At 71.5% G+C, this 13197-nt stretch carries 14 protein-coding genes; 6 read left to right on the plus strand and 8 right to left on the minus strand.

What is annotated here, in order from left to right:
* Window positions 1-21 precede the first annotated feature (21 nt).
* Entirely contained in the window at window positions 22-1365 is a 1344-nt protein-coding gene (locus CEB94_RS16400; RefSeq protein ID WP_175432936.1) for a UDP-glucose dehydrogenase family protein, read from the plus strand.
* Between the two features lie 102 nt (window positions 1366-1467).
* Here the strand turns inward: CEB94_RS16400 and CEB94_RS16405 are convergent, their stop codons facing one another.
* Window positions 1468-1974, minus strand: a complete 507-nt coding sequence (locus CEB94_RS16405; protein ID WP_175432937.1) for a CGNR zinc finger domain-containing protein — start codon at window positions 1972-1974, stop codon at window positions 1468-1470.
* A 115-nt stretch (window positions 1975-2089) separates the two neighbouring features.
* On the opposite strand from CEB94_RS16405, the gene CEB94_RS16410 reads away from it, so the two are divergent.
* Both CEB94_RS16410 and CEB94_RS16415 read left to right on the plus strand, forming a co-directional pair.
* Complete coding sequence (locus CEB94_RS16410; RefSeq protein ID WP_175432938.1) at window positions 2090-2461, plus strand: VOC family protein; 372 nt, start codon at window positions 2090-2092, stop codon at window positions 2459-2461.
* A 14-nt stretch (window positions 2462-2475) separates the two neighbouring features.
* Window positions 2476-2868 (plus strand): VOC family protein, encoded by a 393-nt coding sequence (locus tag CEB94_RS16415; protein ID WP_175432939.1) that lies wholly within the window; start codon window positions 2476-2478, stop codon window positions 2866-2868.
* Window positions 2869-2886: 18 nt separating this feature from the next.
* Here CEB94_RS16415 and CEB94_RS16420 read toward each other — a convergent pair whose 3' ends face one another.
* Both CEB94_RS16420 and CEB94_RS16425 read right to left on the minus strand, forming a co-directional pair.
* Complete coding sequence (locus CEB94_RS16420) at window positions 2887-4023, minus strand: dipeptidase (protein ID WP_175432940.1); 1137 nt, start codon at window positions 4021-4023, stop codon at window positions 2887-2889.
* Between the two features lie 105 nt (window positions 4024-4128).
* Entirely contained in the window at window positions 4129-4488 is a 360-nt protein-coding gene (locus CEB94_RS16425) for a MerR family transcriptional regulator (protein ID WP_175432941.1), read from the minus strand.
* A 54-nt stretch (window positions 4489-4542) separates the two neighbouring features.
* Between CEB94_RS16425 and CEB94_RS16430 the strand changes: the two genes are divergently transcribed.
* Window positions 4543-5682 carry an alkene reductase gene (locus CEB94_RS16430; RefSeq protein ID WP_175432942.1) on the plus strand — a complete coding sequence of 380 codons (1140 nt, stop codon included), beginning with the start codon at window positions 4543-4545 and terminating at the stop codon, window positions 5680-5682.
* Here CEB94_RS16430 and CEB94_RS16435 read toward each other — a convergent pair.
* Genes CEB94_RS16435 through CEB94_RS16445 form a run of 3 tightly spaced genes read right to left on the minus strand, consistent with a single transcriptional unit; the run spans window position 5622 to window position 8478 of the window.
* Window positions 5622-6809, minus strand: a complete 1188-nt coding sequence (locus CEB94_RS16435; RefSeq protein ID WP_175432943.1) for a dipeptidase — start codon at window positions 6807-6809, stop codon at window positions 5622-5624. The genes CEB94_RS16430 and CEB94_RS16435 overlap by 61 nt on opposite strands.
* Before the next feature lie 5 nt (window positions 6810-6814).
* A complete protein-coding gene (gene purE / locus CEB94_RS16440) occupies window positions 6815-7342 on the minus strand; it encodes a 5-(carboxyamino)imidazole ribonucleotide mutase (protein ID WP_175432944.1) in 528 nt (175 codons plus the stop codon).
* Entirely contained in the window at window positions 7339-8478 is a 1140-nt protein-coding gene (locus CEB94_RS16445; RefSeq protein WP_175432945.1) for a 5-(carboxyamino)imidazole ribonucleotide synthase, read from the minus strand. The genes purE and CEB94_RS16445 overlap by 4 nt, the downstream gene beginning before the upstream one ends.
* A 163-nt stretch (window positions 8479-8641) precedes the next feature.
* Between CEB94_RS16445 and CEB94_RS16450 the strand changes: the two genes are divergently transcribed.
* Window positions 8642-9148 carry a GtrA family protein gene (locus CEB94_RS16450; protein WP_175432946.1) on the plus strand — a complete coding sequence of 169 codons (507 nt, stop codon included), beginning with the start codon at window positions 8642-8644 and terminating at the stop codon, window positions 9146-9148.
* A gap of 19 nt (window positions 9149-9167) precedes the next feature.
* Here CEB94_RS16450 and CEB94_RS16455 read toward each other — a convergent pair whose 3' ends face one another.
* Together CEB94_RS16455 and CEB94_RS16460 are read right to left on the minus strand one after the other, a co-directional pair.
* The gene (locus CEB94_RS16455; RefSeq protein ID WP_175432947.1) at window positions 9168-10439 is read right to left on the minus strand and encodes a HAMP domain-containing histidine kinase; all 1272 of its coding nucleotides are present in this window, start codon (window positions 10437-10439) and stop codon (window positions 9168-9170) included.
* A gap of 36 nt (window positions 10440-10475) precedes the next feature.
* On the minus strand, window positions 10476-11153 hold the full coding sequence (locus CEB94_RS16460) for a response regulator transcription factor (RefSeq protein WP_031138513.1): 678 nt from the start codon (window positions 11151-11153) through the stop codon (window positions 10476-10478).
* A gap of 515 nt (window positions 11154-11668) precedes the next feature.
* Here CEB94_RS16460 and CEB94_RS16465 point away from each other — a divergent pair.
* Complete coding sequence (locus tag CEB94_RS16465) at window positions 11669-13174, plus strand: oligopeptide:H+ symporter (protein ID WP_175432948.1); 1506 nt, start codon at window positions 11669-11671, stop codon at window positions 13172-13174.
* Window positions 13175-13197: the final 23 nt, after the last annotated feature.

The following is a 13197-nucleotide window of genomic DNA, read 5'->3' on the forward strand; positions in this document are numbered from 1 at the left end:
CCGTAGACCCCTGGAGCACCCATGGCCCTGAAGATCACCGTGATCGGCACCGGTTATCTCGGTGCGACACACGCGGCGGCCATGGCCGAGCTGGGCTTCGAGGTGCTCGCCCTCGACGTCGTGCGCGAGAAGATCGAGAAGCTGGAGCGCGCCGAGGCCCCGATGTACGAGCCGGGGCTGGAGGAGCTGCTGCGCAGGCACGTCGCCGGCATCGAGGGCTCCAGCGGCCGGCTGCGCTTCACCCAGGACTGGGCGGAGATCGGCGCGTTCGGCGATGTGCACTTCGTCTGTGTGAACACCCCGCAGCGGCACGGCGAGTACGCCTGCGACATGAGCTACATCGACTCCGCGTTCGCTTCCCTCGCCCCGCATCTGCACGGTCCGGCGCTGGTCGTCGGCAAGTCGACCGTGCCCGTCGGTTCCGCGGACCGTCTCGCCGCCTACCTGGCCGCGCACGCGCCCGCCGGGGAGGACGCCGAGCTGGCGTGGAACCCGGAGTTCCTGCGCGAGGGCTTCGCCGTGGACGACACGCTGCACCCCGACCGCCTCGTGGTGGGTGTGCGCAGCGAGCGGGCCGAGAAGCTGCTGCGGGAGGTGTACGCGACGCCGATCGCCGAGGGTTCGCCGTTCGTGGTCACCGACTTCCCGACCTCGGAGCTGGTGAAGACCTCCGCGAACTCCTTCCTCGCCACGAAGATCTCGTTCATCAACGCGATGGCGGAGGTGTGCGAGGCCGCGGGCGGGGACGTCGCCAAGCTGGCGGAGGCCATCGGGTACGACGACCGGATCGGTAGGAAGTTCCTGCGGGCCGGGATCGGCTTCGGCGGCGGGTGTCTGCCGAAGGACATCCGGGCGTTCATGGCGCGCGCGGGTGAGCTGGGCGCGGACCAGGCGCTGACGTTCCTGCGGGAGATCGACTCGATCAACATGCGCCAGCGCGGGCAGATGGTGGAGCTGGCCCGGCAGGCGCTGGGCGGCGGGCCGTTCCTCGGCAAGCGGGTGGCGGTGCTGGGCGCGACCTTCAAGCCCGACTCGGACGACGTACGGGACTCCCCCGCGCTGAACGTCGCCGGGCAGATCCACCTCCAGGGCGGGCAGGTAACGGTCTACGACCCCAAGGGCATGGACAACGCCCGCCGTGTGTTCCCGACGCTCGGCTACGCCGACTCGGCACTGGACGCCGTACGCGGCGCCGACATCGTGCTGCATCTGACGGAGTGGCGGGAGTTCCGCGAGCTGGACGAGGGGGCTCTCGGCGAGGTCGCCGCGGCCCGGGTCGTCCTGGACGGCCGCAACGCGCTCGACCCGGAGCGCTGGCGCAAGGCCGGCTGGACGTACCGGGCGATGGGCCGCCCGAAGGCCTGAGCGCGCGGCGCACGAGACAGGTGACGCCGGTTCGGCCGAGGCTCAGTCGGCCGAACCGGCGTCTTCGTGCATTCTGCACCACCCGGCTGCGCGGCGGGTCCCCTATAGCTCCTTGGCGCGGTAGCGGCGCATCTTCGCGCGGGCCCCGCAGACCTGCATGGAGCACCAGCGGCCGCGGCCGGCCGGGCTGCGGTCGTAGTAGGCCCAGTGGCAGTCGGCGGCCTGGCAGGCCTTGAGGCGGGTCCAGGTGCCGGCGACCAGGGCCTCGGCGACGGCGGCGGCCACGCGTGCGTGCAGGGGGCGGTCGTCCGCGGGGGCGAGGGCGGCCGAGCCGTCCGACGCGTCGACCGTGACGAGGAGCGGGGCCTCGGCCAGGAGTGCGCCGAGGGGGGTGACCTCACGGTGCGGCGGATGGCCGGCGTGGGCGAGGAGGGTCGCGCGCAGGGACTCGCGCAGGGTGCGGGCCCGGTCCGTCTCGTCCGCGGTGACGCCGAGGCGGGCCCGGCCCTCGGGCGTGTCCAGCGCGTCGGCGCCGGACTCGATGTCCAGCGTGTTCACCAGGGCCTCGACCAGGGCCAGGCCGCCGGGCGCGGGCGATCTCTCCGTCATGGCTGGACCGTACCTCTCGCGATTCCCCTTGCGAGGTTACCTCCCATGCGGGAGCATGCAGTAACGGTTACTGGTTGCCCGCCCTTGCGGGTAACGGCGATTCGAGGAGGAAGTCATGGCTCTCGCCAAGCTGGGTGTCGTCGTCCTGGACTGTCCCGACCCGCGCGCGCTGGCCGGGTTCTACGCCGAGGTGCTGGGCGGCACGCCGACGGTGGAGACCGACGGGGAGGACGAGTGGGTCGATCTGAAGGTGCCGGGCGGCACACCCCTGGCCTTCCAGTCATCCCCCGGGTACGCACCGCCGAAGTGGCCGTCTCCCGACGGCTCGCAGCAGTTCCACCTGGACCTCGTGGTCGACGACCTGGACGCGGCCGAGAAGGGCGTGCTGGCGCTCGGGGCGAAGCCGCTGGACGCGGAGGACCGGGAGCGGACCTTCCGGGTTTACGCCGACCCGGCCGGGCACCCGTTCTGCCTCTGCGCCTGCTGACACCTGGAGGCCCCATGTCCGCCGTGGCACGTTTGCGTTCCGTGGTCGTCGACTGCCCCGACCCCCGCGAGCTGGCCCGCTTCTACGCGCAGGTCGGCGGCGGTACGCCGGAGGACGACGACCCCGACTGGGTGGTGCTGCGCGTCCCCGGCGGGCCCCGACTCGCCTTCCAGCGCTCCCCCGGCCTCACCCCGCCGGAGTGGCCGCGGGCCGACCGCAACGCCCAGCAGTTCCATCTGGACTTCGACGCCGGGGCGACCTGGGAGGAGATCGACGCGGCGGAGGAGCAGGTGCTGGCGCTGGGCGCGAGTGTGCTGGACAAGGAGGACGACGTGAAGAAGGACTTCCGCGTCTACGCCGACCCGGCGGGGCATCCGTTCTGCCTGTGCCGGATCGAGTCCGGCTGATCCGGCCCGGCCGGCCGGCTATGCGTCCAGTTCCGAGATCGTCGCCGTCGACGGTTCGCGGCGTTGCTGTGCGGCGCGGGCCGTGAAGTCGGCGCCGCGCAGGACCCGCTGGACGTTGCCCCAGGTCAGCAGGGCCACGTCGGCCTCGTCCCAGCCGCGCCGCAGCAGTTCGGCGATCAGCCGCGGATAGCAGGAGGTGTCGCCGAGCTCCTGCGGGTGGGCGGCTCCGGAGTCGTACGTGCCGGACAGTCCGACGCAGTGCGCCCCGGCCACGGCGCGAATGTGGTCGAGATGGTCGGCGACATCGCGGACGGTCGGGCCGGTCTGCTCGGCGGTCAGCGGCACCAGGCACAGCCCCTTGGCCGCGCCCAGCTCCGCCAGCAGGTCGTCGGGGAGGTTGACCGGGTGGGGGCGCAGGGTCCGGGCGGCGGAGCGGCTGCACAGCACGGGTGCCCGGGAGAGGCTCAGGACGCGGCGGATGGTCTGGGCGGAGGCACCGGAGAGGTCGGTGATCACGCCGAGGCGGTTCATCTCGCGGACGACCTCCTCGCCGAACCGGGTCAGCCCCGCGTCGCTGGCCCAGGACACCCCGGTCAGGGTGAGGACGCGCAGGCCGAGCAGGTGCAGCTGGCGCAGGATGCCGAGCGAGTCGCCCAGGGCCGGTGCGCCGGCGGGGCCGAGGAGCACGGCGACGCGGCCGCAGTTGCGGGCGTCCGCGACCTGCCCGGCCGTGCAGGCCGGCCGCAGGCCCTCCTCGCAGGTCCGGACGATGGTCTTCGCCAGGTCCAGTTGCTCCAGGGTGGCGCCGACGGCCCAGTCACCGTCGAGGCCCTCGGGCAGGTGCAACGACCAGAACAGGGCGCCCACATGGCCGCTGCGCAGCCGGGGCACATCCGTGTCGACGGTGCTCTCGCCGTCCTCCAGGTCGTACCAGGACAGGCGCTTGAGCGCCCAGGGCAGTCCGTTGTAGCCGTCGGCGACGGGGTGTGCGCTGAGGATGGCGTGGGCTCTGGTCATGGGCGCGTCGTCCGGGTCGGAGACGGGCTCGTAGGACTCCGCCGTGACGACGTCCTCGTCGGGGTACGGCTCGGCCAGCTCGTCGAACTCGCCGGCGGCCGCGGCGGTGGGGCGCAGGTCGTCCTGGAGGTCTGCCATGGCGGCTCCGTACCGTCGTTCGTGAGGTACGGTCACCGTCGCACGGAGCGGGGAGCGGTTCCTGGTGGGCGGGGCGTTCGGAGTACGGCGCCCGCGCGGGTGCCCTCAGGGCAGCCGGGCCGCCTCGATCACCTCGTCCAGGGTGTCCCGGGAGCGGACCAGGTCGGCGATCATCCGGTCGATGCGGGCGCGCTCGGCGGACAGGTCGGCGACCAGCTTCGGCGTCGCCACGACGGAGGGGCCGCCGTCGGTGTCCCGCATGCAGGGCAGCAGCTGGACGATCTTCTCGCTGCACAGTCCCGCCGCGAACAGCTCCTGGATCCGGATGACCCGGTCCACGGCGGCCTCCGGGTACTCCCGGTGCCCGCCCGGGGTCCGCTCGGCGAAGAGCATCCCCTGCTGCTCGTAGTAGCGCAGCGACCGCTCGCTCACGCCGGTGCGCCGGGCCAGCTCACCGATCCGCACCTGTCCACCCCCGGACTTGAATCTGACATGAGTGTCAGGTTCTAGCCTACCGGCATGACGCACTCGACAGCGCTCTTCGCACCGGCCCGTCTGCCCGGGCTGGACCTTCCCAACCGTCTGGTGATGGCCCCGCTGACCCGCAACCGGGCCGAGGCCGACGGCACCCCGACCCCGCTCATGGCCGAGTACTACGCCCAGCGCGCCTCGGCCGGGCTGATCATCGCCGAGGCCTCCACACCGAACGCGGTCGGGCAGACGTACCCGAACATCACCGCCGTCCACAGCCCGGCTCATGTGACCGGCTGGCGCCGGGTCACGGACGCCGTGCGGGACGCCGGCGGACGGATGTTCCTCCAGCTCCAGCACGGCGGCCGGGTCGGCCACCCGGCGACCAGCGGGCTCACCCCGGTCGCCCCCTCACCCGTCCCGCTGCCCGAGACGATCTTCACGCCGGAGGGGCACCGGCCGGCCGTGGCGCCCAGGGAGATGACCGCCGAGGACATCCGCACCACCGTCGCGGACTTCGCGAAGGCCGCCCGCAACGCGCTGGACGCCGGGTTCGAGGGGGTGGAGGTGCACTCCGCCAACGGCCATCTGCTGCACCAGTTCCTCGCCCGCAACACCAACCTGCGCACCGACGGCTACGGCGGCTCGGTCGCCGCCCGGATCCGGTTCACCGCCGAGGTGACCGAGGCGGTGGCCGCCGAGATCGGGGCGGAACGGACGGGACTGAGGGTCTCCCCCGGCAACACGGTCAACGGCATCGCGGAGGGCGAGACGGAGGAGCTCTACCCGGCGCTCGCCGAACGGCTCGGCGGGCTGGGCCTGGCCTATCTGCACCTGGTGCACGCCGACCCGGACACGGCGGTGTTCCGCGCCGTGCGCGCCGGCTGGCCGGGCGTGCTCATCGGCAACCCGGTCCTGAAGAAGATGTCGCCGCAGAGTGTGCTCGCCGCGTCCGAGGCGCTGCTGGCCGCCGGGGCCGACCTGATCGCGCTCGGCCGGCCCTTCCTCGCCAACCCCGACCTCGTGACACGGCTGCGGATCGGGGCGCCGCTGAACGAGATGCGCGACCGGTACTTCATGTACGTGGGCGGGGCGACCGGCTACACCGACTACCCCGCCCTCGACGCTCAGCCGGCGGACCCGGCCGGCGAGTCGATCGTGGCGTTGGACGGCGACCGCGTCGCCTGAAGCCCCCGCGCCACCTCCTCCGCCGCGTCCAGGACCCGGACCGCGTTCTTCCAGGTCAGCTTGGCCAGGTCGGCCTTGGACCAGCCGCGGTCGAGCAGTTCCGCGAGGAGGTTCGGGTAGCCGGAGACGTCGGCGAGGCCGTCGGGGGTGAAGGCCGTGCCGTCGTAGTCGCCGCCGATGCCGAGGTGGTCGATGCCGGCCGTCTCACGCATGTGGTCCAGGTGGTCGGCGACCGTCGACACCGTGGCGACGGGGCGCGGGCGGCGCTCCTCGAAGGCGCGGTGGACCCTCATGGCCGGCGCGGTGGTGTCGAGAGGGTGGAAGCCGTGGGCGCGCATGTTCTCATCGGCCGCGGCCGTCCAGTCCACGGCCTCCTGGAGCACGAACTTCGGCACGAACGTCACCATCGCGACTCCGCCGTTGGCGGGCAGCCGTTCCAGGACGTCGTCCGGGATGTTGCGCGGGTGGTCGCACACGGCCCGTGCGGAGGAGTGGGAGAAGATCACCGGAGCCGAGCTGGCGTCGAGCGCGTCCCGCATGGTCGTCGCCGCCACGTGCGAGAGGTCGACGAGCATGCCGAGCCGGTTCATCTCCCGGACGACCTCACGGCCGAACGCGGTGAGGCCACCGGCCTTCGGCTCGTCGGTCGCGGAGTCCGCCCAGTCGACGTTGTCGTTGTGGGTGAGCGTGAGGTAGCGCACGCCCAGCCCGTACAGGCCGCGCAGGGTGCCCAGGGAGTTGGCGATGGAGTGACCGCCCTCCGCGCCCATGAGGGAGGCGATACGGCCCTCCCCGCGCGCGGCCTCCATGTCGGCGGCGGTCAGCGCGGGACGCAGGTCCTCGGGGTGCCTGGACAGCAACTGCCGTACGCAGTCGATCTGTTCGAGCGTGGCGGCGACCGGGTCGGGCGAGTCCGTGCGGACGTACACCGACCAGTACTGCGCACCGACCCCGCCCGCGCGCAGCCGGGGGATGTCAGTGTGCAGATGGGCGCTCTGGTCGGCGGCGATGTCCCGCGCGTCGAGGTCGTAGCGGACCTGTTCGCGCAGGGCCCAGGGCAGGTCGTTGTGGCCGTCGACGACCGGGAACTCGCTCAGGAGTTCCCGGGCCGCCTCCAGGGAGGTCATCGTCGTCACTTCCCGGCGCCGAAGCCGAAGCCGCCCGCGCCCTCGACCTTGGAGCGCAGGCGCTTGCCCTTCTCGGTGGCCTGGTCGTTGAGCTCCTGCTGGAAATCGCGCATGCGGCCGCGCAGTTCCTCGTCGTGCGCGGCGAGGATGCGGGCCGCGAGCAGACCGGCGTTGCGGGCACCGGCGACGGAGACCGTGGCGACGGGGACACCGGCCGGCATCTGCACGATGGACAGGAGGCTGTCCATGCCGTCGAGGTACTTCAGCGGCACGGGCACGCCGATGACCGGCAGCGGGGTCACGGAGGCGAGCATGCCGGGCAGGTGGGCCGCGCCGCCCGCCCCGGCGATGATCACCTTGAGCCCTCGGCCGTCGGCCTGCTCGCCGTAGGCGACCATCTCGCGCGGCATGCGGTGCGCGGAGACGACGTCGACCTCGTAGGCGATCTCGAACTCGTCGAGGGCCTTGGCGGCGGCCTCCATGACGGGCCAGTCGGAGTCCGACCCCATGACGATGCCAACAACAGGGCTCATTCGGTGATGGTGCCTCTCAGGTAGCCGGCTGCGTGACGGGCGCGCTCCAGCACGTCGTCCAGGTCGTCGCCGTAGGTGTTGACGTGACCGACCTTGCGGCCGGGCTTCACGTCCTTGCCGTACATGTGGATCTTGAGCTGGGGGTCGCGGGCCATGCAGTGCAGGTACGCGGAGTACATGTCCGGGTAGTCGCCGCCGAGGACGTTGACCATGACCGTCCACTCGGCGCGCGGGCGCGGGTCGCCGAGGGGCAGGTCCAGGACCGCGCGGACGTGGTTGGCGAACTGGCTGGTGACGGCGCCGTCCATCGACCAGTGGCCGGAGTTGTGCGGGCGCATGGCGAGCTCGTTGACGAGGATGCGGCCGTCGCGGGTCTGGAACAGCTCGACGGCGAGGTGCCCGACGACGCCGAGCTCCTTGGCGATGTTCAGGGCCATCTCCGAGGCCCGGACCGCGAGGCCCTCGTCGAGGTCGGGGGCCGGGGCGATGACCGTGTCGCAGACGCCGTCGACCTGCCGGGACTCCACCACCGGGTAGGCGACGGCCTGGCCGTGCGGGGAGCGTACGACGTTGGCGGCGAGCTCGCGGAGGAAGTCGACCTTCTCCTCGGCGAGCACGGGGACACCGGCCTTGAACGGGTCGGCGGCCTCCTCGACGGAGCCGACGACCCACACGCCCTTGCCGTCGTAACCGCCGCGGACGGTCTTGAGGACGACCGGGAAACCGTCGCCCTCGGCTGCGAAGGCGGCCACGTCCTGCGGACCGGAAACGATCCTGTGCCGGGGGCAGGGGACGCCGATCGCGTCGAGCTTCGCGCGCATCACCCCCTTGTCCTGGGCGTGCACGAGCGCGTCGGGGCCGGGGCGCACGGGGATACCGTCCGCCTCCAGGGCCCGGAGGTGCTCGGTGGGTACGTGTTCGTGATCGAAGGTGATCACATCGCACCCCCGGGCGAACTCGCGCAGCGTGTCGAGGTCGCGATAGTCGCCGACGACGACATCGCTCACGACCTGCGCAGCGGAGTCCTGCGGGGTGTCACTGAGGAGCTTGAACCTGATGCCCAGCGGGATGCCCGCCTCGTGTGTCATACGAGCGAGCTGGCCACCGCCGACCATGCCGACTACGGGGAACGTCACTCCCCCAGGGTATCGGCCGCGCCACAGTGGCCGGTTTCCTGCCCCTCCCCGGTCCCGCCCGGACCATCTCCGGCCGTCCACCGGCATCCGCAGGAAGATCGCGCGGGAGGGTGGTTAGCATGGCTGGGTTGACGCCGATACCCGGACGGGGGCCTGCACGACCATGGGACATGGTGCCTCTCGGCTCCGACGGCTCGTCCGCGAAGTCGCCAAATTCGGCGCGGTGGGCGGTGCCGGGGTGCTGGTCAACCTCGTCGTCTTCAACCTGGTACGGCACACCACCGACCTCCAGGTGGTGCGCGCGAGCGTCATCGCGACCGTCGTCGCCATCGTCTTCAACTACGTCGGTTTCCGGTACTTCACGTACCGCGACCGCGACAAGAGCCGCCGTACCCGTGAGATGACCCTGTTCCTGCTGTACAGCGCGATCGGCCTGGTCATCGAGAACGGCGTCCTCTACGCGGCCACGTACGGCTTCGGCTGGGACACCCCGCTCCAGAACAACGTCTTCAAGTTCCTCGGCATCGGCATCGCGACCCTGTTCCGCTTCTGGTCCTACCGCTCGTGGGTCTTCCGCGCGCTCCCCGCCCCTGAGACACCGGCGGCCTCGGACCCGGGCCCGCGGAACGGGCCGGCCGGGCCCCCGAAGACGAAGCAGCAGGTGCCGTAGCTCCTCGGGCGGCACGGACCTAGCGGACCATCGGCTCGTCTTCCTGGGGCTTGGACAGAGGTGTGCGGGACAGGAACAGGGCGAAGACCGGGGGCTTGGTCTGGAGCATCTCCAGGCGGCCGCCGTCGGCCTCCGCCAGGTCGCGGGCCACCGCCAGGCCGATGCCCGTGGAGTTGCGGCCGCTGATCGCCCGTTCGAAGATGCGGGCGCCGAGATCGGCGGGGACGCCGGAGCCCTCGTCCGTGACCTCGATGACCGCCTGGTTGCCGGTGACGCGGGTGCGCAGGGCCACCGTGCCACCGCCGTGCATGAGGGAGTTCTCGATCAGCGCGGCCAGGACCTGCGCGACCGCGCCGGGCGTGCCCACCGCGCGCAGGTGCCGTTTGCCGGAGCTGACGATCGCCCGCCCCGCGCTGCGGTACGCCGGCCGCCACTCGGCGAGCTGCTGCTGGATGACCTCGTCGAGGTCGAAGGTGACGGCGGAGCCGGTGCGCGGATCGCGGGAGTTGGTCAGCAGCCGCTCGACGACGTCCGTCAGCCGCTCGACCTGCGTCAGCGCGATCGTCGCCTCGTCCTTCACCGTGTCCAGGTCGTCGGTGAGGGTGATCTCCTCCAGCCGCATCGACAGCGCCGTCAGCGGGGTGCGCAGCTGGTGGGAGGCGTCCGCGGCCAGCCGGCGTTCGGCGGTCAGCATGCGGGCGATGCGCTCGGCGGAGCCGTCCAGCACGTCCGCCACCCGGTCCAGCTCGGGCACCCCGTAGCGCTTGTGCCGGGGCCGCGGATCGCCCGAGCCGAGCCGCTCGGCCGTCTCCGCGAGGTCGGTCAGCGGCGACGCCAGCCGGTTCGCCTGGCGGACGGCCAGCAGCACCGCGGCCACCACCGCCAGCAACGCGACCAGCGCGATGATCAGCAGCGTCCGGCCGACCTCACGGGTCACCGAGGAGCGCGGCTCCTGGACGGTGACCGTCTCGCCCTCCTCGCCGGGCGCCGTCGCACTGATGACGTCCCCGGCGGGCTTCGTGCCGACCTCGATGGGCGCTTCCCCGGGCAGGCGGATCACCGCGTAGTAGCGGTCCTGCGTGACCTGCTGGCGCAGCACCTCCGCGTCGACCTGCTGCGCTCCGAAGAGCCGGCTGTCGACGATGCTGGCCAGCCGCACCGCCTCGGACTCCACCCGCTCCTGGGCGCTGTTGCTGATCGTCCGGGTCTCGACGATGACGAGGGAGACGCCGAAGACGGCGATCACGACCAGCACCACGGCGAGCGTGGACTGGATCAGTCGGCGGCGCATGTCCTGTTACCCGATCGCCCGTGCCTGCCTCGCGGCTCAGCTCTTCTCGAAACGGAAACCCACACCGCGCACGGTGGCGATGTAGCGGGGGTTGGCCGCGTCGTCACCGAGCTTCTTGCGCAGCCAGGAGATGTGCATGTCGAGGGTCTTGGTCGACGACCACCAGGTCGTGTCCCAGACCTCGCGCATCAGCTGGTCGCGGGTGACGACCCGGCCCGCGTCGCGCACCAGCACCCGCAGCAGGTCGAACTCCTTGGCGGTGAGCTGCAGCTCCTCCTCGCCCATCCAGGCGCGGTGGGACTCGACGTCGATGCGCACGCCGTGCGTGGCGGGCGGCTGCTGCGGCTCGGTGGCGCCGCGCCGGAGCAGGGCCCGCACTCGCGCGAGCAGCTCGGCGAGCCGGAACGGCTTGGTGACGTAGTCGTCGGCGCCCGCGTCGAGCCCGACGACGGTGTCCACCTCGTCGGCGCGCGCGGTGAGGATGAGGATCGGGATGGCGTGGCCTTCGCCACGCAGGCGGCGGGCCACCTCCAGACCGTCCATGCCGGGCAGACCGAGGTCGAGCACGACCAGGTCGACGCCACCCTGCAGTCCGGCGTCGAGAGCGGTGGGTCCGTCCTCGCGGACCTCGACCTCGTAGCCCTCCCGGCGCAGAGCGCGGGCCAGTGGCTCCGAGATGGACGCATCGTCCTCGGCGAGCAGTACACGGGTCATGAGGTGATGGTAGACCTGCGACGCCCTGAGCTGGGGTGTGACCGGAAGCCTTGATTCTTACCGGTGTCACACCCGGTTCTTACCTACCGGGGGTAGGCGCACCAACCTCTGCCTGTGGGGTGCGATCCTGGTAAGGACCTTGGAATCGTGGCGTGCGGTTCCCCCGACACCTGTGATCCGTGTCTCAAGCCCTTCCATATGCGGCGGTGTCCTGCCGTATGGTGATTCAACGCCTGTAGCACCACGGCGACCTTCGGAGGCCTTTTGCCCTGAAGGTCTCTTTTGTGTGCGGGCCGGTTCCCGCCGGCCCCGGAGAGAAACGACCTGTGGCCGGGCCTCGTAGTGCGGCGACGCGCGTAGAGGCGTGGATCCCGGTGGCGACCGCCCACCGCTCCGTGACCCGGAGCGGACCCCCGTAGGCGTCGGGCGGACGGCCGTACCCACCGGTGCCGGCAGCCCCCCACCGGGCGCACCACCGCTGCCGCGGGGCGCGTCCCGAGCAGCAAGGAACGACCATGGCGTCCAGCCTGACGAAGGACTCGGCCCGACCGGGCACCCCCGGTTCCGAGAAGACCTTCTTCGGCCACCCCCGCGGACTGGCCACTTTGTTCATGACCGAGATGTGGGAGCGTTTCTCCTACTACGGCATGAGGGCCCTGCTCCCGCTGTACCTGGTGGCCCCGGGTGGCCTGCACCTGAGCGCGGGCGCGGCGACGGCGATCTACTCCGTGTACCTGTCGCTCGTGTACCTGCTCACCCTGCCCGGCGGCTGGTTCGCCGACCGTGTGCTCGGCCCCCGCAAGACGGTCGCCGTCGCCGGTGTCGTCATCATGCTCGGCCACTTGTGCCTGGCCCTGCCCGCCGCCGCGAGCTTCTACGTCGGCCTGGTCCTCGTCGCCATCGGTTCCGGACTGCTGAAGGCCAACATCTCCACGATGGTCGGCCACCTCTACGACGGCCCGGAGGACCCGCGCCGCGACGGTGGCTTCACCGTCTTCTACATCGGCATCAACCTCGGCGCCTTCATCGCGCCGCTGGTCATCGGCACCGTCGGTGAGAACGTCAACTGGCACCTGGGCTTCGCGCTGGCCGCGCTCGGCATGGCGCTGGGTCTCGTGCAGTTCCTGCTCGGCAGCCGCCACCTCAACGCCAGGAGCAGCGAGGTCCCGACCCCGCTGTCGCCCGTCGAGAAGGCGTCCACCCTGCGCAAGGGCCTGATCTGGCTGGCCGTCGCCGTGGTCTTCTACGGCCTCGTCGGCGGCACCGGCCACTTCACCCTGAACTGGGCGCTGATCCCGCTCACGCTGCTCGGCCTGATCGTGCCGATCCTGGTCATCACCCGCATCATGCGCGACAAGGACCTGGACTCCGGCGAGCGCTCGAAGGTGTCGGCCTACATCTGGTTCTTCGTCGCCGCAGCCGTGTTCTGGATGATCTACGACCAGGGCGGCTCGACCCTGTCGCTGTTCGCCGAGAAGAGCGCCGACAACACCGTCTTCGGCTGGGAGTTCCCGGTCTCCTGGTACCAGTCGGTCAACCCGGTCCTGATCATGGCGCTGGCGCCCGTCTTCGCCTGGCTGTGGCTGTGGCTGAACCGGCGCGGCCAGGAGCCGAGCACCATCGTGAAGTTCGCCTCCGGCCTGGTGCTGGTGGGCGCGTCCTTCTTCCTCTTCCTCGCCCCGCTGTCGATCGCGGAGGGCGGTCACAAGGCCGCGGCGATGTGGCTGGTCGCGATCTACTTCGTGCAGACCGTCGGTGAGCTGACGCTGTCGCCGGTGGGTCTGTCCGTGACGACGAAGATGGCCCCGGCGAAGTACGCCTCGCAGATGATGGGCGTCTGGTTCCTCGCGGTCACCGCGGGCGACTCCGTCACCGCGCTGCTGTCCAACCCGGCCGTCGGCGGGGTCAACCTCGACCGGGCGGGCTTCGTGGCGCTGGAGGCCGGGCTGGCCGTGGTCGCCGGCTTCGCGGTGTACATGTACCGCAAGAGGGTCAAGGCCATGATGGGCGACGTCCGTTGATCACCGCCGCCGGACGCTGAGTT

Source organism: Streptomyces hawaiiensis (assembly GCF_004803895.1).
GTDB lineage: Bacteria > Actinomycetota > Actinomycetes > Streptomycetales > Streptomycetaceae > Streptomyces > Streptomyces hawaiiensis.